The organism is Gordonia sp. G4 (assembly GCF_057770005.1).
Map to the genome: position 1 here is coordinate 2,602,961 of NZ_CM173442.1, position 19,833 is coordinate 2,622,793.

Here is a 19,833-nt window from a genome sequence, read left to right on the forward strand (position 1 = left end):
CAGCCCCCGGCGGGACTACTCCGGGGGTTGCAGCTCGTACTTGACGTCGGTCTCGCGGCGCTGCGTTGCGGCCTGCGTCGCCGGGTGGATGGCGATGAGCCCCAGGCCGTTTCGGCGTTTGCAGGCGGCCGCGAGCGCCGCGTAGGCGGGTTCGCCGATCAGCGCGGTCAGCTCGGGGGCATACGATTCCCACACCTGCTTGGCGCCGACGTGGGCGTCGGGGGAGCCCGAGCAGTACCACTTCAGATCGTGGCCGCCCTCGCCCCAGCCGCGCCGGTCGAACTCGGTGATCGTCGTCTGGAGCACCTCGGTGCCGTCGGGACGTTCCACCCAGTCCTGCTCGCGGCGCACCGGGAGCTGCCAGCACACGTCCGGTTTGACCGTGAGCGGCTCGAGTCCCTTGCGCAGCGCCATCGAGTGCAGTGCGCAGCCGACGCCACCGGCGAACCCGGGGCGATTGAGGAAGATGCACGCGCCCTTGTGAAGTCGGGTCTTGAGTGCGGGCTCGTCGTCGAGGTCGCTCTCCTCGAGATAACCCTTGGGGCCGACCGGATCCTTGCCCGAGCCCTTCTTGTAGAACTGCCAGTCCGCGGGCGTCAGCATGGCGACTCCGCGGGCCAGGGTCTCACGATCGTCGTCGTCGGAGAGATAGGCGCCGTGGCTGCAGCAACCGTCGGTCTCCCGGCCGGGGAGGATGCCCTGGCAAGCCGGGGTGCCGAACACGCACGTCCAATGGGAGAGCAGCCAGGTCAGGTCGGCCTTGATGACGTGCTCGGGATCGGCGGGATCGGCGAATTCGTACCATTCGCGCGGAAAGTCGAGTTCGACCTCCGGCGCGGGGTCGATGCGGGGCGCGGACGGCGAAATGGCGGTCACCTCTATACGGTAGCCGGGATCGGGCGGGCGAGGCGGCTGCACTACCGTTGAGCCGTGCGCTTAGGAGTCCTCGACGTGGGCAGCAACACAGTCCACCTCCTGGTGGTCGATGCCCACCGCGGCGGCCATCCCACCCCGATGAGTTCGACCAAGGCGGTTCTGCGCCTGGCCGAACAGATCGACGCCGACGGGCGGATGAGTGACCGTGCCCTCGCCAAGCTCATCGAGTCGATCGACGAATTCACCCATATCGCCCGGACGTCGGGTTGCGAACAGATGATGGCCTTCGCGACGTCGGCCGTGCGTGACGCGACGAACTCCGACGATCTCCTCGACGAGATCGAGCGCCGGACCGGGGTGCGCGTGCTGGTGCTGTCGGGTCGCGACGAGGCCCGCCTCACCTCGCTGGCGGTGCGCCGCTGGCGTGGCTGGAGCGCCGGGCGCATCCTCGCGCTCGACATCGGCGGGGGTTCGCTGGAGATGTCCAACGGCGTCGACGAGGAACCCGACGTGGCCCTGTCGCTGCCGCTGGGTGCCGGCCGGCTCACCCGCGAATGGTTGCCCGACGATCCGCCGGACCGTCGGCGGGTCGGGGTGCTGCGTGACTGGCTCGACGCCGAACTGCGGGCGCCGGCGGCGAAACTGCTCGCACCGGGTGCGCCCGATCTGTGCGTCGGTACGTCGAAGACCTTCCGCAGCCTCGCCCGGCTGACCGGGGCGGCGCCGTCGAGTGCCGGACCGCGGGTCCGCCGGGAACTGACGACGAGCGGGCTGCGCCAGCTCATCTCCTTCATCTCCCGCATGACCAAGGCGGATCGCGCGGAACTCGAGGGTGTCAGTTCCGACCGGGCCGGGCAGCTCGTCGCCGGAGCGCTGGTCGCCGAGGCGGCGATGCGCGCGTTGCAAGTCGATACACTGGAAATCTGTCCGTGGGCTCTTCGTGAGGGTGTGATCCTGCGCCGACTCGACGCCGAGCAGGCCGACTCGCTGGAACCGACTCCTGCGCGCGGCGTTCACGAAGGCGTCGGCTGACCCGGAGCCCCGGACCAATGACGTTCGAGAACGAGGACGGAGAACCACTTCATGCCGAAGGATTCGGAGCCCGAATCTCGACCCATCTCGGTGTCGGAACTACTTGCCCGGTCACAGGGTTCGGAGGGCGACGCACCGGCACGATCGCGAGACGGACGGGGACGTAGGCGCGCCGGACGTAGCGGTTCGTTCTCGGTGTCGGAGCTGACCGGCGAGATCCCGAAGGTCTCCGACGCCGAGGGCGACTCGGCGGCACCGGCCGAGACCCCGGCACCGGCTGAGACCCCGGCCCGGTCCGAAACCCCGGCCCGGTCCGAGACCCCGGCCCGGTCCGAGACCCCGGCCCGGTCCGAGACCCCCGCCCGGCCCGAATCGGCGGCGCCGTCCGCAGAGACCGCGCGTCCGGAGCAGTCGACGCCTCCGGAGCGGGATACGGCTTCCCGGGGACGCCCGGACACGACCGCCGGACCGTTCCCGAGGTCGGGGAACCCGATTCCGCGGCGCCCGGCCGAGGACCAGCCCGTCGTCGACCGCCCGCGTGCCGACCGGCAACAGGGGTGGCCCGGCGGCCGCACCGCCAGCGGGATGCCCGGCTACGGCCAGGGGTCCGTCCCGCCGATGTCGACCCGCGACTTCAGCTCGGAGGCGGTGGCCCGTCGCCTCGGCCAGACCCCGCCGCGCGACACCGCCCCCGTCGACCAGGAGTCGGCGAACGCGGTCACCGGCATCATCCCGGTCGTCGGCGAGAACGGCCAGGATCTGTCCGTCGTCGACTCCGACGACGTGGTCACCTACGACCTGACCGAGGTCGATGCGGGCCCCGGCGGTCCCCGCGAGCGGGGCGACGGCGGGTTCTCGGAGGTCATGGACTTCGACGCCTATCGCAACTTCGCCGACGTGGAAGGCGCGGAACACGGAGCCGGCAGAGGCCGGTCCGGGACCGCGGCCCGTCCCGCCGGTTCGGCGAAGAAGCCCAAGGCAGCGGGCGTTGCCGGACTGGCCCGGAAACTCTTCGGCGGCAAGAAGCGCGATCGGGCCCAGGACGAGCGACCGGTCGACGAGCCCGGGTTCGACGGGCGGGACCACGACGGCCACGCCGACGACGAGACGACGTCCGGCTGGGCCGCGACCGCGGCAGCCGCCGCGACGGCGGGCGGGACGACGGCCGCGATCGCCGCCGCGCACCCCGAGATCCACCCGACCGAGGACCGCCCGGCTGACGACGACCACCAGACGTCTGACGACCTGACCGACGCCCACCGGACCCACGATCGCCAGACCCACGACCGCCAGACGGACGACGACCGGACCGACGTCTCCCGGAGCGACGATCACCCGACCGAGGCCATCGAGCCGGTCGAGTCCCACCCCGACGACGCCGACCGGGTCGACCTCACGAAGGACGACGGACCCGAGGATGCCGCCGAACCGGGGGAGCCGGGCGAGCTCGATGCCCTGCACGACACGACGGACATCGACGAGACGCCCGACGCCGAAGCCGGCCATCCGACCGGTGCGGGCGTCGAGGCCGGACGCGAGGACATCCAGTCCGCCGCCGGCCCGGCGACCGCCGGCGAGGCCGACGCCGCCGATACGGCAGAGGATGACGCCGAGCAGTCGCCGGTGAAGGCATGGCTGGTGCTGTTCGGGCAGGCGCTCGCGGGTCTCGCGGTCGGCGTCGGCCTGTTCTGGGGCTTCACCGAACTCTGGCGGTGGAATCCGTACTTCGCGCTGGTACTCGCCGTCCTCGTCATCTTCGGGATCGTGACGCTCTCCCACGTGGTCCGACGCACCAAGGATCTGCCGACGACGCTGCTCGCGCTCGGTGTGGGTCTCCTGGTCACCATCGGGCCGCTGGTGTTGTTGGCCGCGTGAGCCGGCCCGAACCGATGAACCCGTCAGAGTCGGAGACGGGCCGAACCTCACCAGCGGCCGAGATCCCGATCGGACTCTCGACGGCCTCGGTGTATCCGCAGAACACCGAGGCGGCCTTCGCCTACGCCGCCGAACTGGGTTTCGACGGCGTGGAACTCATGGTGTGGGGGGACCCCCTCAGCCAGGACATCCGGCGCGTCGAACATCTCTCGGAGCACTACCAGGTGCCGGTGCTGTCCATCCACGCGCCGTGTCTGCTCATCACCCAGCGCGTCTGGGGACGTGACCCGGTCGTGAAGCTCGCCCGTGCGGTGGAGGCGGCCGAGGACCTGGGTGCGTCGACCGTCGTCGTGCATCCGCCGTTCCGTTGGCAGCGGGGCTACGTCGCGGCCTTCGACGACCTGGTCGACGAGCTCGAAGCCGACAGCGGCATCGCGGTCGCGGTGGAGAACATGTTCCCGATGCGCGCCGACCGCTTGTTCGGGGCGGGCGAGCCCTCGGTCCGGCGTCTCGCCAAGCGCGGCGGCGGGCCCGGTCTGGCGGCGTCGGCGTTCGGCAAGTCCATCGACCCGACCGACGACGGCTACGCGAACTACACCCTCGATCTTTCGCACACCGCGACCGCCGGCGTCGACGCCCTCGCGCTTCTCGACCGGATGGGGTCGCGGCTCAACCACCTGCATCTGGCCGACGGGCACGGGGCGGCCACCGACGAGCACCTCATCCCCGGCGACGGGGCCCAGCCCTGCGCGGAGGTGTGCCGACGGATCGCGGCGAGCGACTTCGCCGGGGCGGTTGTGCTCGAGGTCACGACGGGTAGCGCGCGCACCAAACCCGAACGCAGCGCGCTGCTGGCCCGTTCGCTAGATTTTGCGCGGCGGCACCTCAAACGGGAGCTGCACCCCGAGCCCCTCGGCCAGTTCAGCAGCTGACTCCTCGGGGGACGAGCCGGGTCGACGAAGGCGGGACGATGACCAGCAAGATCACCGAGGTGCAGGAGCTGACCGAGGTGGACCGGAGCGGTCCGGACTCGCTCACCCTGCGGGCGCACATCGACGCGACGTTCACCATCGGTCCCAAGGTGCACGGCGGCACGCTTCAGATGGTCGTCGCGAAGGCGGCCCGGACCGCGCTGAGCGCGCTGACCCCGGACGGCGATCGGCTCGCCGAGTCGGCTGCCGCGATGATCCCGGTGGCGATCTCCAGTGACTACCTCACCGCCCCCGACGCCGCGGACATCGATCTGGTGGTCGGCGTGCGCAAACGCGGGCGCACGGTCACGGTCCTGTCGGTCGACGCTGTCCAGCTGGGCCGCACCGTCGTGTCCTCGTCGGTGACGATGGCCCGGCCCGACAGCGGCCGGCCGCACCACTCCGGCCCCACGGTCCTCGACACACTGCCCGTGGAGCCGTCGCCGACGGGTATCCCACTCGATGGTTCGCCGATCGCCGAGGTCAATCACCTGGGCCCCGCCATCGATCTGGTCCTCGACTCGGAGACGTTCCCCGTCGTCCGCGGCGAGACCGGCGAGCCGCTGGTCCGTGGGTGGATCCGGCCGAAGGGCGTCGAGCCCGACGAGTACTTCACGGTCCTGGTCGGCGACATCTCGCCGCCCGTCGTGATGAATCTGGCGCTGTTCGGGTGGGCACCCACCGTGCAGCTGACGACCTATGTCCGCCGGCACCCCGCGCCCGGCTGGCTGCGCTTCGCCGCGACGAGTTCGGAGGTCGGCCCCGGCATGTTCGAGGAGGACCATCTCGTGGTGGACTCGACCGGGACAGTCGTCGCACAGTCCCGCCAGCTCGCCCTCATCCCCTCAGGAAGGTAGACATCCGTGTCCGAACGCATCGCCATCATCGGCGGAGGCAAGATCGGTGAGGCACTGCTCGCCGGTTTGATCGGTGCAGGCACCCCGACCAAGGACCTCGTCGTCGCCGAGCGGCAGGAGAGCCGCGCCGCCGAGATCGCCGATGAGTACGGCGTGCTGGTCACCGACGTCAAGAGCGCGGCCGAGTCGGCGCAGTACGTGTTCCTGGCGATCAAGCCCGACGACGTCGATTCGATCCTGCGGATTCTGGCCTCGGCGGAGGACAACGCGGAATCCGAGCGGGTGACCGTCACGCTCGTGGCCGGTCTGCCCCTGTCGCGATACGAGAGCGCCCTGCAGGCCGGTTCGCCGGTCATCCGGGTCATGCCCAACACGCCGATGCTCGTGAACGAGGCGATGTCGGCGGTCTCGGCCGGTCGGTACGTCGGCGACGAGCAGCTGCAGGCCGTGGTCAAGATCCTGCAGACGGTCGGCCGCGTCACGGTCGTTCCGGAGAAGCAGATGGACGCGGTCACCGCGGTCTCCGGTTCGGGACCGGCCTATGTCTTCCTGCTCGCCGAGGCGATGATCGATGCCGGCGTCGGGCTCGGGCTCACCCGCCCCCAGGCCTCGGAGATGGCGGTGCAGACCATCCGCGGTGCGGGCATCCTGCTCAGCGATTCGGGGTTGTCCCCGGTCGATCTGCGCGCGGCCGTCACCTCGCCGGGCGGCACCACCGCCGAGGCCATCCGTGAGTTCGAGGCCAACGGCCTGCGGCACGCCGTGTACCAGGCGACTCGTGCCTGCGCGGCGGCGAGCGCCCGCGGTGGACGTCGAGTGGAAGTCGAGGGTTTGGCACAGGGACACGCCGTCACCGACACCCCATGAATTGTGGTCGACGGGCCGACAAACCCCAGCATGTTGGGGTCGAGTCACAGGAATCTCAGAAATACCGGTCTCTCACGTCGCTTTTTTCACATCTGCCACGCTAAGCTTCTTTAAGCACGTGCGTGTCTGATGTCCGCAGGAGGGGAAGCCTGCGGCCGCGACGCGTGCACCGGAGGTATGAGTGATTCATGGCACCTGCAGACACTCCTGGTGACAGGACAGGCGCAGTGAGCAATGCGGCTTCGGCGTCGCAGTTTCTCACCGTCGCCGAGGTTGCATCGTTGATGCGCGTTTCGAAGATGACCGTCTACCGTCTCGTCCACAACGGCGAACTGCCCGCGGTTCGGGTCGGACGCTCGTTCCGTGTGCACGCGAAAGCGGTCCACGACTATCTGGAGACGTCGTACTTCGACGCCGGCTGATCCGGCGCACACTGGACGCCTGAACAGCAGTTTCACCGACAGACCTCCGTGACCGGCCCGTGCCGGCCACGGAGGTCTTCTGCTTCGACGGTGGCTGTCCCGGGCGTGCGAACGGGTGTCGCCGCGGCCCCGAACGGCATCGTCGACGACCGCGATTTCCCGATCTGGTGTGCCGCCCGGTAGGCTCGGTGGTCGCGTACCTGGATGCGCCGGTGAGCCCTTTGTCACCGCCGCTCGTCGCTTCGCTCCCGGCGCCGTTCCCGGCTGAAGTGCAGACCAGGGCCGAACAAGTACATCAGTGTCAATCGTGAGGAAGCGCCCCGATGGGTTCAGTGATCAAGAAGCGCCGCAAGCGCATGTCGAAGAAGAAGCACCGCAAGCTGCTGCGCAGGACCCGGGTGCAGCGTCGCAAACTCGGCAAATAGGCCTTTCTTCGGCATCGGGACCCGCTTCGGCGGGTCCTTTTGTCGTTCCGAGGGCGGCTCGTCGGGCCGAATCGTCCGGCTGGCGATAGCCTCGGGACATGGCCGAACCCACCTCCGCCCCGCCCAGGGTGGTCCTGGTCACCGGGGCATCGACATTCCTCGGGGGCTACCTCGTGGCGCGCCTCGCGGCCAACCCCGACATCGAGAAGGTCCTCGCGGTCGATTCGCGGGTGCCGCGCAAGGACCTCCTGCGTCGGATGGGACGTGCGGAGTTCCTGCGTCTCGACATCCGGCGCCCCACCATCGCCAAGGCGCTCGCCGCCTACAACGTGGACACGGTCGTCCACGCGGCGACCTCGATCGCCGACACCGCCCCGCACTCGGCGGCGATCAAGGAGTTCAACCTCGTCGGGGCGATGCAGGTGTGCGCGGCCTGTCAGCGCACGCCGTCGGTCAAGCGACTCGTCCTGCGTTCCACCGCGATGGTCTACGGAGCCAGCAGCCGCGACCCGTCGCACTTCTCCGAGGAGACGCGCGCTCCCCGCGAGCCGAAGCGCGGATACGGTCGAGATCTACTCGACGTCGAGGGTTATGTGCGGGGGTTGGGCCGCCGGCGTCAGGACATCGACATCACCATCCTCCGCCCGCAGGCGATGCTGGGTCCGCGGATCACCACCCGGATGAGTTCCTACCTCTCGCTGCCTGTCGTGCCGACGGTGATCGGATTCCAGCCGCGGCTGCAGTTCCTGCACGAAGAGGACGCCCTGGCGGCGATGGAGCATGTCACCCTCGCCGGGAAGGTCGGCACGTTCAACATCTCCGGCGAGGGCGTGGTCACCCTGACGCAGGCGATCCGACGCGTCGGACACGTCGAACTGCCAGTTCCGAGCAGTCTCCTGGCTCCGATCGCGGGCGTGTTCCAGGACTTGCGGTCGGCGAAGCTGAGGTCGTCGCAGACGGAGTTCCTCACCTATGGCCGGGTGCTCGACACGACGCGGATGCGGACCGAACTCGGCTTCGTCCCGCGGTACACGACGCTCGAGACGCTGGACGACTTCATCGAGCGCAGCGGTGTGACGCCGGTGATCGGGTCCGATTCGTGGAAACTGTTCGAACAGCGGGTCGTCGCGGCGGCCCACCAGCTGCAGTGAAATTTCGGGTCACGATCGTGACGAAGTCGACGTGAGCATGCGCAACGTGAGTGCAACCTCTAGACTTGGACGTCAGACCCACATCGCATCCGGCGCACGCGTGCGGCGAATCGTTCTCCGCGGCGGCTCGAGCGCCGACATCGACGTAGATCCGGGCCCCGGCCCGGCCCGGATCCCGTACCCAGGAAACAACTAGGGGTGAGCATTTTGGCACGTGGCGGAGCGACAGATGCACGTACCGCGAAAGTCATTCAGCTCTACACGTCGCCGTCGGGCCCCGACGCCCGTGGTGTCCGGGATTCCGGTCGCCGACGCCACCCGAGTCAGCAGGTCGGTCACGAACTGTCGAAAACCGCAGCAGCGCAACGTGAGTCGATGCTCGGTCATCCCAACACCGATGGGTTCGGACGAGCGCCGGCGCAGGTCACCCCGATCAGCGACGAGATCACGCTGCCCGACGAGGCACTGGGTGTCGAACACCGCGGCCCGACGAGGTCGAGTCCGCTGTTCAGCCTGGGCGGACTGCGTGGCGCGGTCGCCGACACCCTCACCTCGACCGCCGGGTTCATCCGCGAACGGATGGCGGGGGAGTACGAGGTCGACGAGTTCGGCTTCGACCCCCACTTCACCGAGTCGGTGTGGTTCCCGGCCATCCGGCAGGTCTACGAGAAGTGGTTCCGCGTCGAGGTCACCGGTATCGAGAACCTGCCGCGCGAGGGCGGGGCACTCCTGGTCGCCAACCACGCGGGCACCATCCCCGTCGACGCGGTCATCACCTCGCTGGCCGTGCGCGACAACCACCCCGAGGGCCGGTATCTGCGCGTGCTGGCCGCCGACATGGCCTTCGACACGCCGGGCATCAGCGAGGTGGCCCGGCGGATCGGGGCGACGCTGGCGTGCAACTCCGACGCCGACCGGCTTCTGCGTGCCGGCGAGCTGACCGCGGTCTGGCCCGAGGGCTACAAGGGCATCGGCAAGCTGTACAAGGACCGCTACAAGCTCCAGCGGTTCGGCCGCGGCGGGTTCGTGACCACCGCGCTGCGCAACGCCGCGCCGATCATCCCGGTGTCGATCGTCGGTTCCGAGGAGATCTACCCGATGCTCGCCGACCTCAAGCCGCTCGCCAAGATCCTCGGCCTGCCGTACTTCCCGGTCACACCGCTGTTCCCATGGCTCGGCCCGTTGGGCATGGTGCCGTTGCCGTCGAAGTGGCACATCCACTTCGGCCGGCCCATCGAGACCGGGTCCTACGACGAGGCGTCCGCCGACGACCCGATGGTGGTCTTCGACCTCACCGACCACGTGCGTGAAGAGATCCAGCAGACCCTGTTCCGGATGCTCAGCCGGCGCGGGAGTGTCTACTTCGGCTGACGCCGGTCGCCCTCGGGGCACCGGACGGCACGCGTTCGGCGCCCGCACCGGCCCGTCAGCTGATACCCATGATGCATGCGTGCAGTGGTGTGCCGGAACGGCGAGCTGACGGTCCAGGAGATCCCCACCCCCGAGCCCGGTGACGGGCAGGTGTTGTTGCGGGTGCTGCGCGCCGGGATCTGCGGATCGGATCTGCATGCCCGCGTCCACTGTGACGCCTCGGCGGAGGTGTCCGCGGAGGTCGGCTACGACGCGTTCATGCGGTCCGGGCAGTCGGTGGTCATGGGACACGAGTTCGCCGGCGAGGTGGTCTCCTATGGGCCCGGATGCCGTAAGCGGTGGGTGCCCGGCACGCCCGTGGTGGCCGTGCCGATGATCCGACATGGCTCCCAGGCGCATCTGACCGGTCTGTCGGAGTCCGCACCCGGCGGGTACGCCCAGTTCGTGCTGGTGTCGGAGGACATGACCTTCGAGGTCCCGGACGGTCTGTCGGCCGAGCATGCCGCCCTCACCGAACCGATGGCTGTCGCCCACCACGCGGTCCGGCGAGGGGAGGTCGGGCGTCGCGACGTCGCGGTCGTGATCGGATGTGGGCCGATCGGGCTCGCGGTGGTCGCCATGCTGAAGGCGGACGGGGTCCGGACGGTCATCGCGAGCGACCCGTCGGCCGGCCGTCGCGCGCTCGCGCACCGGGTGGGTGCCGACATCGTCGTCGACCCGGCGGTGACCTCACCCTTCGAGCGGTGCGCCGAGGCCGGTCAGTACATCACCCGGGCCCAGGACCTGCTCGGCGCGGCCTTCGACGCGATGCGAACCCTTCGCCGGATTCCGTTGGCGCCGTGGTCATCTCTGTTCCGGATTGCCGACCGTCTGGGGGCGACGCCGAAGGGTCCGGTCGTCTTCGAGTGCGTGGGCACCCCGGGGATGATCGAGTACGTGGTGACCGAGGCGCCCTTCCGGTCACGCGTCGTCGTGGTCGGGGTGTGCATGGAACCCGACACGTTCCGGCCGGCCATGGCGCTGAACAAGGAGCACGAACTGCGCTTCGTGTTCGCCTACGATCCCGCCGAGTTCCACGACACCCTGCACATGATCGCGGACGGCAAGGTCGACGTCGCACCGCTGATCACCGCGACGGTCGGTCTCGACGGTGTCGGGGCGGCGTTCGACGCCCTCGGTGGCGCCGAACACCACGCGAAGGTCCTCATCGATCCCATGAGCGAGGTGGCGACGCTGTAGGACCGGGGCGACACGGTGCGGTGGCCGAATCCGGTTGTCGCAATAGATTGTTGACCGTGCGTCGAATCCCGTCGACTGGGCGGCCCCTGACCGCTGGTTGAGCCAGCACCCCCTCCGCTGGTTGAGCCAGCACCCCCTCCGCTGGTTGAGCCGGCCCCGAGCGGAGCGAGGCGCCGTGTCGAAACCACCTGATGACCCGAGGAACTCAGCCATCGTCGAACACGGCTGGGATACCGCAACGCCCAGAACCCGTTTCGTCTACGACGATGTCATCAGCTGAGACCGATCAGGGTTTGTCGGTGGTCGGGTTTACATTGGTCGAAACACATCACCCAACTCGGGGCGGGTGGCGAAACAGGCGTCGGGGGCGTTGTGAGGGTGTGGACCGATCTACCGGGCGAGTTCGTCGCCGGGGTCGATCCTGCCCGCGCGGCCGAGACCGACATGGTCATGTTGATGGCCGGCCTCGACGCCACCCGACGCGGAGAGTCCTATCTCGCCTGGCATCGATATCAGACGATCGCGGCGATGACCGACCGGCTCGTCACCACCAGCGCCTCAGGCTTCGTGATGGACGGCCACGCCGACTGCGCCGCCCGGATCGCCCGCCAAGCCGCGGTGTCACGACGGCAGGCCGAAATCTTGATCGACGAGGCAATCGCCCTGCGTGACCGGCTCCCCGACACCGCCGACACCTTGCGTGACGGGGTCCTGTCGCAGTGGCAGATCCGGCTGATCCTCTCCCGCACCGAGCTGATCCCCGCCGACGACCCCGTCATCCCCGCCCTCGACGCCGAGATCGCCGATACTCTGCGCCGCCGCAGCGGTGTGTGGGATCGGGCGCGGTTGCGGGACATGGTCGACCGCCTCGTGTTCCGCCACGATCCGGATGCGGTACGCCAACGCCGCAAAGACGCGATGGACCAACGTGGGGTGTGGACCCACGAACTGCCCGACGGCACCGCCGAACTCACCGCCGTCATGTCGGCAGAGAACGTGCGGATCTCAGCCAAAGCTGTCAGCGTCCTCGCTGATGCGGTATGCAAACGAGACGGGCGCAAGCGCGGGCACCGCCAGTCCGATGCGATGTTCGCGCTGTTGACCCGCACGGCATTCGAGTGCCAGTGCGCCGACGACGAGCCCTGCACTGCCGACATTCCCGACCCGCAGAGTGTCCTCGAGGCGGTGCGCGCCGAGATAGTGATCCATGTGGTCACCGACGCCGCCACCCTCGCGGGGGCGCCGGGGGTGGGGTTCCTCGACGAGCACGGCATCATCAGCGACGAGCATGTGCGTGACCTCGCCGCCCGCCCGGACGCCACGCTGTCCCCGGTCACCCCGGCCCGCACCCAACCCACCTACGTCGCCACCAACGACGACGATCACCGGCGGACCGCCCAACACCCGACACCAGCCGAAGACACACGAGCCGACGACGACAACGGTGGCGCCACAACTCGATCGGACGGTGAGCCCGGCGACACCACCGCATCGGTAGCAGTGGTTTACCCGGCAACCCATCCTGGCAACGGGTACCGGCCGACCGCGTCGTGCGCTGATTTCGTGCGGGTCCGGGACGGGTATTGCACCGAACCCGGCTGCACCCGTTCGGCATTCGCATGCGATCTCGACCACGTCACCGAATACGACCACACCGACCCCGCCCGGGGTGGGGCGACGTCGAGTGAGAACCTCAACGCCAAATGCCGCCCCAGTCACCTCCTCAAAACCCACGGTGACTGGGTCGACGTGCAATACCGCGACGAAGACGACCGCCTGGTCACCGAGTACGAGACCCCCGAAGGGGTCACCCTGCCCGGGGATGCCGAAACCCTCGAGGACACCTTCCCCAACCTTCGGCGAATCCGGTTCGAACAGGCCGCCCAAGCCCCACCCACACCACACGTCATCGCCTCCGCCGACAACCGGGAGCGCGCCCCCAGCCGACTGGACGCCAAACTGGCCCGCCGGCGACACGAACGCGCCCGCAACAAACGAGCCCGCGAAGAACTCGACCGCCTCGACCCACCGCCCTTCTGATCCGGGGAGCCGGGGCCGGCAGCGTGGAGGAAAGGTCAGCGCTGCCGGAGGAACCGGGCGGCCGCCGCGGCGCCTCCGCCCGCGGCACCGAGCACGATCGCGGTCCCGGCCCCGTACTTGGCGGCCTTTCGCGCCGTGCGGAAGTCGTACATCTCCCACCCGCGGACCTTGGCGACGTCGCGCAGGTCGGTGTCGGGGTTGATCGCCACCGCGCGGCCGACCAGTGACAGCATCGGCACGTCGTTGTGCGAGTCCGAGTACGCCGTACACCGTTTGAGGTTGAGCCCCTCCCGGATCGCGAGTGCGCGCACGGCATGGGCCTTACCGGGCCCGTGCAGGATGTCACCGACGAGCCGTCCGGTGAAGACCCCGTCGACGCTCTCGGCGACGGTGCCCAGCGCGCCGGTGAGGCCCAGTCGGTCGGCGATCGTCTGTGCGAGTTCGACCGGTGTCGCGGTCACGAGCCACACCTGCTGCCCGGCGTCGAGGTGACGCTGGGCCAGGGCCCGGGTGCCCGGCCAGATCTTGTCGGCGATGTAGTCGTCGAAGATCTCCTCGCCGAGTTCGACGAGTTCGGCGGTCGGCTTGCCCGCGATGAACGACAACGCCTTCTCCCGGCCCTCCGCGACGTCGCGCGCATTCTCCTTGCCGGTGATCCGGAACTTCGCCTGCGTCCACGCGAAATCCATGATGTCGCCGTAGGTGAAGTACTTCCGCGCGGCGAGACCGCGAGCGAAGTGCACGATCGACGCGCCCTGGACCAGGGTGTTGTCGACGTCGAAGAAGGCGGCGGCGGTGAGGTCGCGGCGGGGTTCGCCCGGGATCTCGGCCGTCGGGCGCGAACGCAGCGAGTCGACGGCGGCCTTCGCGCTCGCCTCACCGGCCAGCGTCTGGCGGAGTTCGTGCGCGGTCTGCCGGAAGCGGCCGGTCGCGGCGGTCGCTCGCTGGGAGATCCAGGTGGTGACCCGGTTGGTCTCGTCGTCGACGAGTTCGTGGAGTTCGGCGTCCTCGTCGAAGTCGTCGGTGAACTCCACGCTCGCGGCGTGGGCCTCCCAGTCGTCGCCCGTCGGGCCGTCGCCCTGCATCGGATTCGGCGGGAGAAGTGCGGCGTCGTCAGGCGTCTCGTCGTCCTGCCGGTCTTCCGGGCCCGGGGTCTCGCCCACTGCCCACCTCCCACGCGTAGCGCCAGCACTGCTTGCCGGGTACAGCCTAGTGGTGCGCCTGGGAACCGGGCGACTGGTCTCCGGCGTTCGATCCCCACGCCCGGTGACGGACCGCACACCGTCGGCGGGGGAGGGTCACCCGGCTGATCCCGCGGGCGCTGCGCTGGGAGGATGGTCGGCATGACGGTGGAACTGTTGACCCGTGCGGGGTGCGCGGCGTGCGCGGCGGCCCGCTCCGAACTGACCCGGATCTGCGCCGACATGGGCGTGGAGTTCACCGAGGTCGACGTCGACGAGGCGGCCGAAGGGGGTCGGCCGGACGTGCGCGCCGAGTTCGGCGACCGGCTCCCGGTGGTCCTCCTCGACGGTGACGAGCACAGCTACTGGGAAGTCGACGAACCGCGTCTGCGGGACGATCTCGCGGCGCGGCGGTGATCGGCGCCCACGTTCGACGAGACGCCTAACACAGCTCGGCCGACCCCGAGGGGCCGTGTGAACAGATTCACAGGGAAGTTATATCCTCCCTTGGTCGGGAAGAGTCGGGTCCCGGTGTCTGGTGACGCCGGCAGATGTGTGGGAGTGCGAGTGGGCGCGGAGAGTGCGAAGTCGGCCGACGCCGACCCTCCTGCGTCCGCCGTCCCTCCGGTCGACGGCCCCGCCACCGACATCCCCGGTCCCACGGTCGCCCGGTTGGCCACCTACCTGCACGTACTGCGCTCGTTCAGTCGTCGGGGCATCCTGCTGGCGTCGAGCGGCGAGCTCGCGACGGCAGCCGGGGTCAACCCGGCCATCCTGCGCAAGGACCTCTCCTACGTCGGCGCCAACGGCGTGCGCGGCGTCGGATACGACGTGGGCAGGCTGACCGCCCGGATCTCGATGACGCTGCACACCGACAGCATCCACACCGTCGCGCTCGCGGGCGCCGGCTCGCTCGGCCGTGCGCTGCTGTCGCACGCCGGCTTCGGACGCGGCTTCCGGGTCGCCGCGATGTTCGACGCCGATCCGGCCCTGACCGGCGCGGTTCTCGAGCCGGGCGGCCCGCGGGTCGCCCCGCTGACCGACATCGCCGCCGTCTGCGCACAGGTGGTCCCGGCCGTCGAGATCGCGGTGATCGCCACCGCCGACGACGACGCCCGACGCGTCTTCGACGCCTTCGTGGCCGCGGGTGTCCGGCAGGTGCTCAACGTCACGCCCGTGTCGCTTCCGGCGGAGTCGGATGTTGTCGTCAGACAAGTTGATCTAGCCTTGGAACTACAGGTGTTGGCTTTCCAGGCCTCTCGCGGGCCGCGCGACGACGTCAAGGAGGCGCGCGAGGCGAAGCCGACGCGGGGGCACCGGGGAAGTGCCGGACACCAGGGAAATGTGATGGGTGAAGAAACGGTGACAGCGTGAGTGTTCTGTTGTTCGGGGTATCGCACCGCAGTGCTCCCGTCGAGGTGCTCGAGCGGTTGGCGGTCTCCGACCACGACCGCCCCAAACTGATCGACGAACTGCTCTCCTCGCGGGCGATCTCCGAAGCCATGCTCGTGTCCACGTGCAACCGCGTGGAGATCTATGCCGTCGTCGACGCCTTCCACCCGGCACTCGAGGCCGTCGGCTCGGTCCTCGGCGACCACTCCGGCATGACCGTCAACGAGATGACCCGCCACGCCTACGTTCGTTACTCCGAGGCCGCCGTCGAGCATCTGTTCACCGTCGCGGCGGGCCTCGACTCGCTCGTCGTCGGCGAGCAGCAGATCCTCGGTCAGATCCGCAACGCCTACCTCAGCGCCGACGCCAACGACTCCGCCGGACGAGTGCTGCACGAGCTGGCGCAGCAGGCGCTGCGGGTCGGCAAGCGCGTGCACACCGAGACCGGGATCGACCGCGCGGGTGCCTCCGTGGTCTCCGTCGCGCTGCACCGTGCCAAGTCGCTGCTCACCGATCCCGCGACGGGCGCGCACCGCCTGCGCCGCGCGGTGGTCGTCGGTGCCGGCGCCATGGGCGGTCTGGCGACCGCTCAGCTGGCCCGTGAGGGCGTGACCGAGATGGTCGTCGTCAACCGGACCGTCGACAAGGCCGACCACCTCGCGGGCAACATCGCCGCCAACCACGGCATCAGCGTCCGCGGCGTCGGGCTCGACGACCTGCCGGCCGCGATGGCCACCGCCGACGTCGTCGTCACGTGCACGGGCGCGATCGGCGCGGTCGTCGGCGTCGGGTCGGTGCACTCGGCACTCGCGGCCCGTACCGGGGACGCAGCTCCGCTCGTCATCTGCGACCTCGGGCTCCCGCGTAACGTCGACCCCGCCGCGGCCCGCCTGCCCGGCGTGCACATCGTCGACATCGAGGGACTGCGCGGCGACTCCGAGACCCAGGCCGCCGAGAACGACACCCTCGCCGCCAGATCGATCGTCGCCGCCGAGCTCGCCGACTACCTCACGCACCAGCGTCAGGCGGAGGTCACCCCGACCGTCGCGGCCCTGCGCCAGCGCGCGGCCGACGTCGTCGAGGCCGAGATCCTGCGCCTCGAGACCCGCCTGCCCGACCTTGAGGGCGCGCAGCGCGACGAGGTCGCCAAGACCGTCCGCCGCGTCGTCGACAAGCTGCTGCACGCACCGACCGTGCGCGTCAAGCAGCTCGCCTCGACCCCCAACGGGGATCACTACGCCGAGGCGCTGCGCGAGCTGTTCGAACTCAAACCCGGTGCTGCCGAGGCGGTTTCGGCTCCCGACCATCTCGGTGGCCTGCCTTCGGGCGACGCGGCCGGCGATCTGGGTGACCGATGAGCGAACCCTCCACCGCGCCGATCCGGATCGGTACGCGGGGCTCGCTGCTGGCCCGGACCCAGTCGCAGACCATCGCCGACGCCCTGACCGCCGCCGGACATCCCGCCGAACTGGTCATCATCAAGACCGCCGGTGACGCCTCGGCGGCCCCCGTCGCCGAGATCGGCGTCGGGGTGTTCACCACGGCGATCCGCGTCGCGCTGCGGAACAACGAGGTCGACGTCGCGGTGCACTCGTACAAGGACCTCCCGACCGCCCCCGAAAGTGACCTCACGATCGCGGCCGTCCCGCCGCGGGTCGATCCCCGGGATGCGCTGGTCGCACGCGACGGAATGGTGCTCGGCGAACTGCCGCCCGGCTCGGTGATCGGTACCTCGGCCCCCCGGCGAGCCGCGCAGCTTAGAGCACTGGGTCTCGGTTTGGAAATCCGCCCCCTACGAGGCAACCTAGACTCTCGGTTGGGCAAAGTCGCCAGCGGCGAACTCGACGCAGTCGTGGTCGCCCGCGCCGGACTCGTGCGGATCGGACGGACCGACGTGGTCTCCGAGGCGCTCGAACCGGTGGTCATGCTGCCGGCGCCGGCGCAGGGTGCACTCGCTGTGGAGTGCCGCTCAGACGATGCCGAACTGGTGAGAATTCTCGCCGAGTTGGACGACCAGTCCACCCGCGCGGCCATCGAGGCCGAACGGGCGGTACTCGCGGCTCTCGAAGCCGGATGTACCGCACCGGTCGGTGCGATCGCCGAGGTGGTCGAGTCGATCGACGAGGACGGGCGCATCTTCGCCGAACTGTCGTTGCGTGCGGCGGTGGCGGCCGAGGACGGGTCGGACGTGATCCGCGCTTCGGCGGTGGGTCCGGTCGATCGTGCCGTTCAGCTGGGCAAAGACCTCGCCGCCGAACTGCTGGAGCTGGGAGCGGGCGACCTCGTCAACTCTCCCTAGCAGAGAACGAACTGCAGCCCTCGCCGAGAGGGCAGGAGAGTGCGAACCCATGAGCCGTACGAAGAAGGCAAATCCCGGACGGATCCTGTTCGTGGGGTCGGGTCCAGGGGACCCAGACCTGCTCACCGTGCGGGCACGCACCGTGATCACCAACGCGACCACCGCCTACATCGACCCCGATGTACCCGCGCCGGTGGTGTCGCTGATCGGCAGTGCGCATCGCGACGAACCCGCCGCCGACACTCGCCGATCCACCAAGAAGGCCGAGAAACCCGCTGACGACGCCGCGTCGACGCCCGCCGGATCGGCCGACGACTCGCAGGCCGTCGGTGACGAGGCCGGCGCGGCCGATGCCGGGCAGGCCGACGAGGAGTCGGTGGTCCGACCGGCGCTCGGCGACCCGGCCGAGGTCGCCAAGACCCTCGTGGCCGCGGCCCGCAACGGCGACGACGTCGTGCGCGTGGTCGCCGGCGATCCGCTGACCACCGATTCGGTCCTCGCCGAGGTCAACGCCGTCGCCCGTACGACCGTCACCTTCGAGGTGCTGCCGGGCCTGCCCGCCGCATCCGTGGTCCCGAGCTACGCCGGCATGCCGCTCGGTTCCACCCACACCGAGGCCGACGTGCGCGGCGAGGTCGACTGGGCCGCGCTGGCCGCCGCCCCCGGCCCGCTGGTGCTGCACGCGACATCGGGCCACCTGGCCGAGACCGCCAGCGCGCTCACCGAGCACGGCATGGCCCCCCAGACCCCGGCCGCCATCACCATCAACGGCACCACCTGTGCGCAGCGCACCATCGAGGCCACGCTCGCGACGCTCAACGAGCAGGGCAACGCGCTCACCGGTCCGCTGATCGTCACGGTCGGCAAGGTCGTGGGTGCGCGCGGCAAGCTGTCGTGGTGGGAGTCGCGCGCCCTGTACGGCTGGACCGTCCTGGTGCCGCGGACGAAGGACCAGGCCGGCGACATGAGCGAACGCCTCGTCAGCCACGGTGCGATGCCCAAGGAGGTGCCGACCATCGCGGTCGAGCCGCCGCGGAGCCCCGCGCAGATGGAACGCGCCGTCAAGGGTCTTGTCGACGGGCGGTACCAGTGGGTGGTGTTCACCTCCACCAACGCGGTGCGCGCGGTGTGGGAGAAGTTCGCCGAGTTCGGGCTGGACGCCCGGGCGTTCTCCGGCGTCAAGATCGCCTGCGTCGGTGAGGCCACCGCCGAGAAGGTGCGCTCCTTCGGCATCAACCCCGAACTCGTGCCGTCGGGTGAGCAGAGCTCGCTCGGTCTCCTCGAGGACTTCCCGCCCTACGACGACGTCTTCGACCCGGTGAACCGAGTCCTGTTGCCGCGCGCCGACATCGCGACCGAGACACTGTCCGAGGGACTGCGCGACCGCGGCTGGGAGATCGACGACGTCACCGCTTACCGCACCGTGCGCGCCGCACCGCCGCCCGCCGAGACCCGCGAGATGATCAAGACCGGTGGTTTCGACGCGGTCTGCTTCACCTCCAGCTCGACCGTGCGCAATCTCGTGGGCATCGCCGGAAAGCCGCACGCGCGCACCATCGTCGCGTGCATCGGGCCCAAGACCGCCGAGACCGCAACGGAATTCGGCCTCCGGGTGGATGTGCAGCCGGAGAACGCATCGGTGCTCGAACTCGTCGACGCGCTCGCCGAGCACGCCGCCCGACTTCGGGCCGAGGGCGCACTTCCGCCCCCGCGCAAGAAGTCTCGCCGCTCGCGTTCCTGAGCTGCTCCTGCTCCCTGAGGTGCGAGGAGCGATAGCCGCCGGGCCGAGCAAGCGACGAAGGAGCGCGTCGAGGTCGACGAGCCTCGAAGGGCCC

Annotated in this window: 18 protein-coding genes; 16 read left to right on the plus strand and 2 right to left on the minus strand. The window is 69.8% G+C overall.

The annotated features are described in order from the left end of the window. Window positions 1-15: 15 nt before the first annotated feature. Window positions 16-876, minus strand: coding sequence for a DUF3109 family protein (locus AC3B5T_RS11650; protein ID WP_010842048.1), 861 nt, complete (start codon window positions 874-876; stop codon window positions 16-18). A gap of 54 nt (window positions 877-930) precedes the next feature. Here AC3B5T_RS11650 and AC3B5T_RS11655 point away from each other — a divergent pair, with 54 nt between their 5' ends. The 11 genes from AC3B5T_RS11655 to AC3B5T_RS11705 all read left to right on the plus strand — a co-directional run bounded on the left by AC3B5T_RS11655 (window position 931) and on the right by AC3B5T_RS11705 (window position 13,126). Beyond that, entirely contained in the window at window positions 931-1,908 is a 978-nt protein-coding gene (locus AC3B5T_RS11655) for a Ppx/GppA family phosphatase (protein ID WP_488358700.1), read from the plus strand. 51 nt (window positions 1,909-1,959) lie between these two features. Next, window positions 1,960-3,783, plus strand: coding sequence for a GtrA domain-containing protein (locus AC3B5T_RS11660; RefSeq protein WP_488358701.1), 1,824 nt, complete (start codon window positions 1,960-1,962; stop codon window positions 3,781-3,783). Between the two features lie 14 nt (window positions 3,784-3,797). Continuing rightward, entirely contained in the window at window positions 3,798-4,715 is a 918-nt protein-coding gene (locus tag AC3B5T_RS11665) for a sugar phosphate isomerase/epimerase family protein (RefSeq protein ID WP_488358764.1), read from the plus strand. A gap of 38 nt (window positions 4,716-4,753) precedes the next feature. After that, complete coding sequence (locus AC3B5T_RS11670) at window positions 4,754-5,611, plus strand: thioesterase family protein (RefSeq protein WP_010842044.1); 858 nt, start codon at window positions 4,754-4,756, stop codon at window positions 5,609-5,611. 6 nt (window positions 5,612-5,617) lie between these two features. Next, the gene (gene proC / locus AC3B5T_RS11675; RefSeq protein WP_010842043.1) at window positions 5,618-6,478 is read left to right on the plus strand and encodes a pyrroline-5-carboxylate reductase; all 861 of its coding nucleotides are present in this window, start codon (window positions 5,618-5,620) and stop codon (window positions 6,476-6,478) included. Between the two features lie 188 nt (window positions 6,479-6,666). Further along, window positions 6,667-6,900 (plus strand): helix-turn-helix domain-containing protein, encoded by a 234-nt coding sequence (locus AC3B5T_RS11680; protein WP_004019963.1) that lies wholly within the window; start codon window positions 6,667-6,669, stop codon window positions 6,898-6,900. Between the two features lie 323 nt (window positions 6,901-7,223). Then, window positions 7,224-7,325 carry a 30S ribosomal protein bS22 gene (locus tag AC3B5T_RS11685; protein ID WP_003402602.1) on the plus strand — a complete coding sequence of 34 codons (102 nt, stop codon included), beginning with the start codon at window positions 7,224-7,226 and terminating at the stop codon, window positions 7,323-7,325. A 98-nt stretch (window positions 7,326-7,423) separates the two neighbouring features. Continuing rightward, window positions 7,424-8,476 carry an NAD-dependent epimerase/dehydratase family protein gene (locus AC3B5T_RS11690; RefSeq protein ID WP_010842041.1) on the plus strand — a complete coding sequence of 351 codons (1,053 nt, stop codon included), beginning with the start codon at window positions 7,424-7,426 and terminating at the stop codon, window positions 8,474-8,476. Window positions 8,477-8,674: 198 nt separating this feature from the next. Next, window positions 8,675-9,847, plus strand: coding sequence for a lysophospholipid acyltransferase family protein (locus AC3B5T_RS11695; RefSeq protein ID WP_193748571.1), 1,173 nt, complete (start codon window positions 8,675-8,677; stop codon window positions 9,845-9,847). A gap of 75 nt (window positions 9,848-9,922) precedes the next feature. Beyond that, window positions 9,923-11,086, plus strand: coding sequence for a zinc-binding dehydrogenase (locus AC3B5T_RS11700; RefSeq protein ID WP_488358702.1), 1,164 nt, complete (start codon window positions 9,923-9,925; stop codon window positions 11,084-11,086). A 378-nt stretch (window positions 11,087-11,464) separates the two neighbouring features. Next, window positions 11,465-13,126: an HNH endonuclease signature motif containing protein gene (locus tag AC3B5T_RS11705; RefSeq protein WP_055475200.1), complete on the plus strand. Its 1,662-nt coding sequence runs from the start codon at window positions 11,465-11,467 to the stop codon at window positions 13,124-13,126. Between the two features lie 35 nt (window positions 13,127-13,161). Here AC3B5T_RS11705 and AC3B5T_RS11710 read toward each other — a convergent pair whose 3' ends face one another. Beyond that, the gene (locus AC3B5T_RS11710; protein ID WP_055475199.1) at window positions 13,162-14,289 is read right to left on the minus strand and encodes an HAD family hydrolase; all 1,128 of its coding nucleotides are present in this window, start codon (window positions 14,287-14,289) and stop codon (window positions 13,162-13,164) included. A gap of 180 nt (window positions 14,290-14,469) precedes the next feature. Here AC3B5T_RS11710 and AC3B5T_RS11715 point away from each other — a divergent pair, with 180 nt between their 5' ends. From AC3B5T_RS11715 to AC3B5T_RS11735, 5 genes are all read left to right on the plus strand, one after another. Beyond that, entirely contained in the window at window positions 14,470-14,724 is a 255-nt protein-coding gene (locus AC3B5T_RS11715; protein WP_055475263.1) for a glutaredoxin family protein, read from the plus strand. 150 nt (window positions 14,725-14,874) lie between these two features. After that, the gene (locus AC3B5T_RS11720; protein ID WP_055475198.1) at window positions 14,875-15,681 is read left to right on the plus strand and encodes a redox-sensing transcriptional repressor Rex; all 807 of its coding nucleotides are present in this window, start codon (window positions 14,875-14,877) and stop codon (window positions 15,679-15,681) included. Then, window positions 15,678-17,057, plus strand: coding sequence for a glutamyl-tRNA reductase (locus AC3B5T_RS11725; RefSeq protein WP_055475197.1), 1,380 nt, complete (start codon window positions 15,678-15,680; stop codon window positions 17,055-17,057). Before AC3B5T_RS11720 ends, AC3B5T_RS11725 begins: the two co-directional genes overlap by 4 nt. Further along, complete coding sequence (gene hemC, locus AC3B5T_RS11730) at window positions 17,054-17,998, plus strand: hydroxymethylbilane synthase (protein ID WP_068972463.1); 945 nt, start codon at window positions 17,054-17,056, stop codon at window positions 17,996-17,998. The genes AC3B5T_RS11725 and hemC overlap by 4 nt, the downstream gene beginning before the upstream one ends. A 49-nt stretch (window positions 17,999-18,047) precedes the next feature. After that, the gene (locus tag AC3B5T_RS11735; protein WP_068972462.1) at window positions 18,048-19,739 is read left to right on the plus strand and encodes a bifunctional uroporphyrinogen-III C-methyltransferase/uroporphyrinogen-III synthase; all 1,692 of its coding nucleotides are present in this window, start codon (window positions 18,048-18,050) and stop codon (window positions 19,737-19,739) included. Window positions 19,740-19,833 lie beyond the last annotated feature (94 nt).

What these genes read in the sequence shown, in the direction of transcription:
- hemC (WP_068972463.1), top strand. Translation starts at nt 17,054, where the DNA reads ATGAGCGAACCCTCCACCGCGCCGATCCGGATCGGTACGCGGGGCTCG.
- AC3B5T_RS11690 (WP_010842041.1), top strand. Translation starts at nt 7,424, where the DNA reads ATGGCCGAACCCACCTCCGCCCCGCCCAGGGTGGTCCTGGTCACCGGG.
- AC3B5T_RS11715 (WP_055475263.1), top strand. Translation starts at nt 14,470, where the DNA reads ATGACGGTGGAACTGTTGACCCGTGCGGGGTGCGCGGCGTGCGCGGCG.
- AC3B5T_RS11700 (WP_488358702.1), top strand. Translation starts at nt 9,923, where the DNA reads ATGCGTGCAGTGGTGTGCCGGAACGGCGAGCTGACGGTCCAGGAGATC.
- AC3B5T_RS11685 (WP_003402602.1), top strand. Translation starts at nt 7,224, where the DNA reads ATGGGTTCAGTGATCAAGAAGCGCCGCAAGCGCATGTCGAAGAAGAAG.
- AC3B5T_RS11680 (WP_004019963.1), top strand. Translation starts at nt 6,667, where the DNA reads ATGGCACCTGCAGACACTCCTGGTGACAGGACAGGCGCAGTGAGCAAT.
- AC3B5T_RS11665 (WP_488358764.1), top strand. Translation starts at nt 3,798, where the DNA reads ATGAACCCGTCAGAGTCGGAGACGGGCCGAACCTCACCAGCGGCCGAG.
- AC3B5T_RS11670 (WP_010842044.1), top strand. Translation starts at nt 4,754, where the DNA reads ATGACCAGCAAGATCACCGAGGTGCAGGAGCTGACCGAGGTGGACCGG.
- AC3B5T_RS11735 (WP_068972462.1), top strand. Translation starts at nt 18,048, where the DNA reads ATGAGCCGTACGAAGAAGGCAAATCCCGGACGGATCCTGTTCGTGGGG.
- AC3B5T_RS11660 (WP_488358701.1), top strand. Translation starts at nt 1,960, where the DNA reads ATGCCGAAGGATTCGGAGCCCGAATCTCGACCCATCTCGGTGTCGGAA.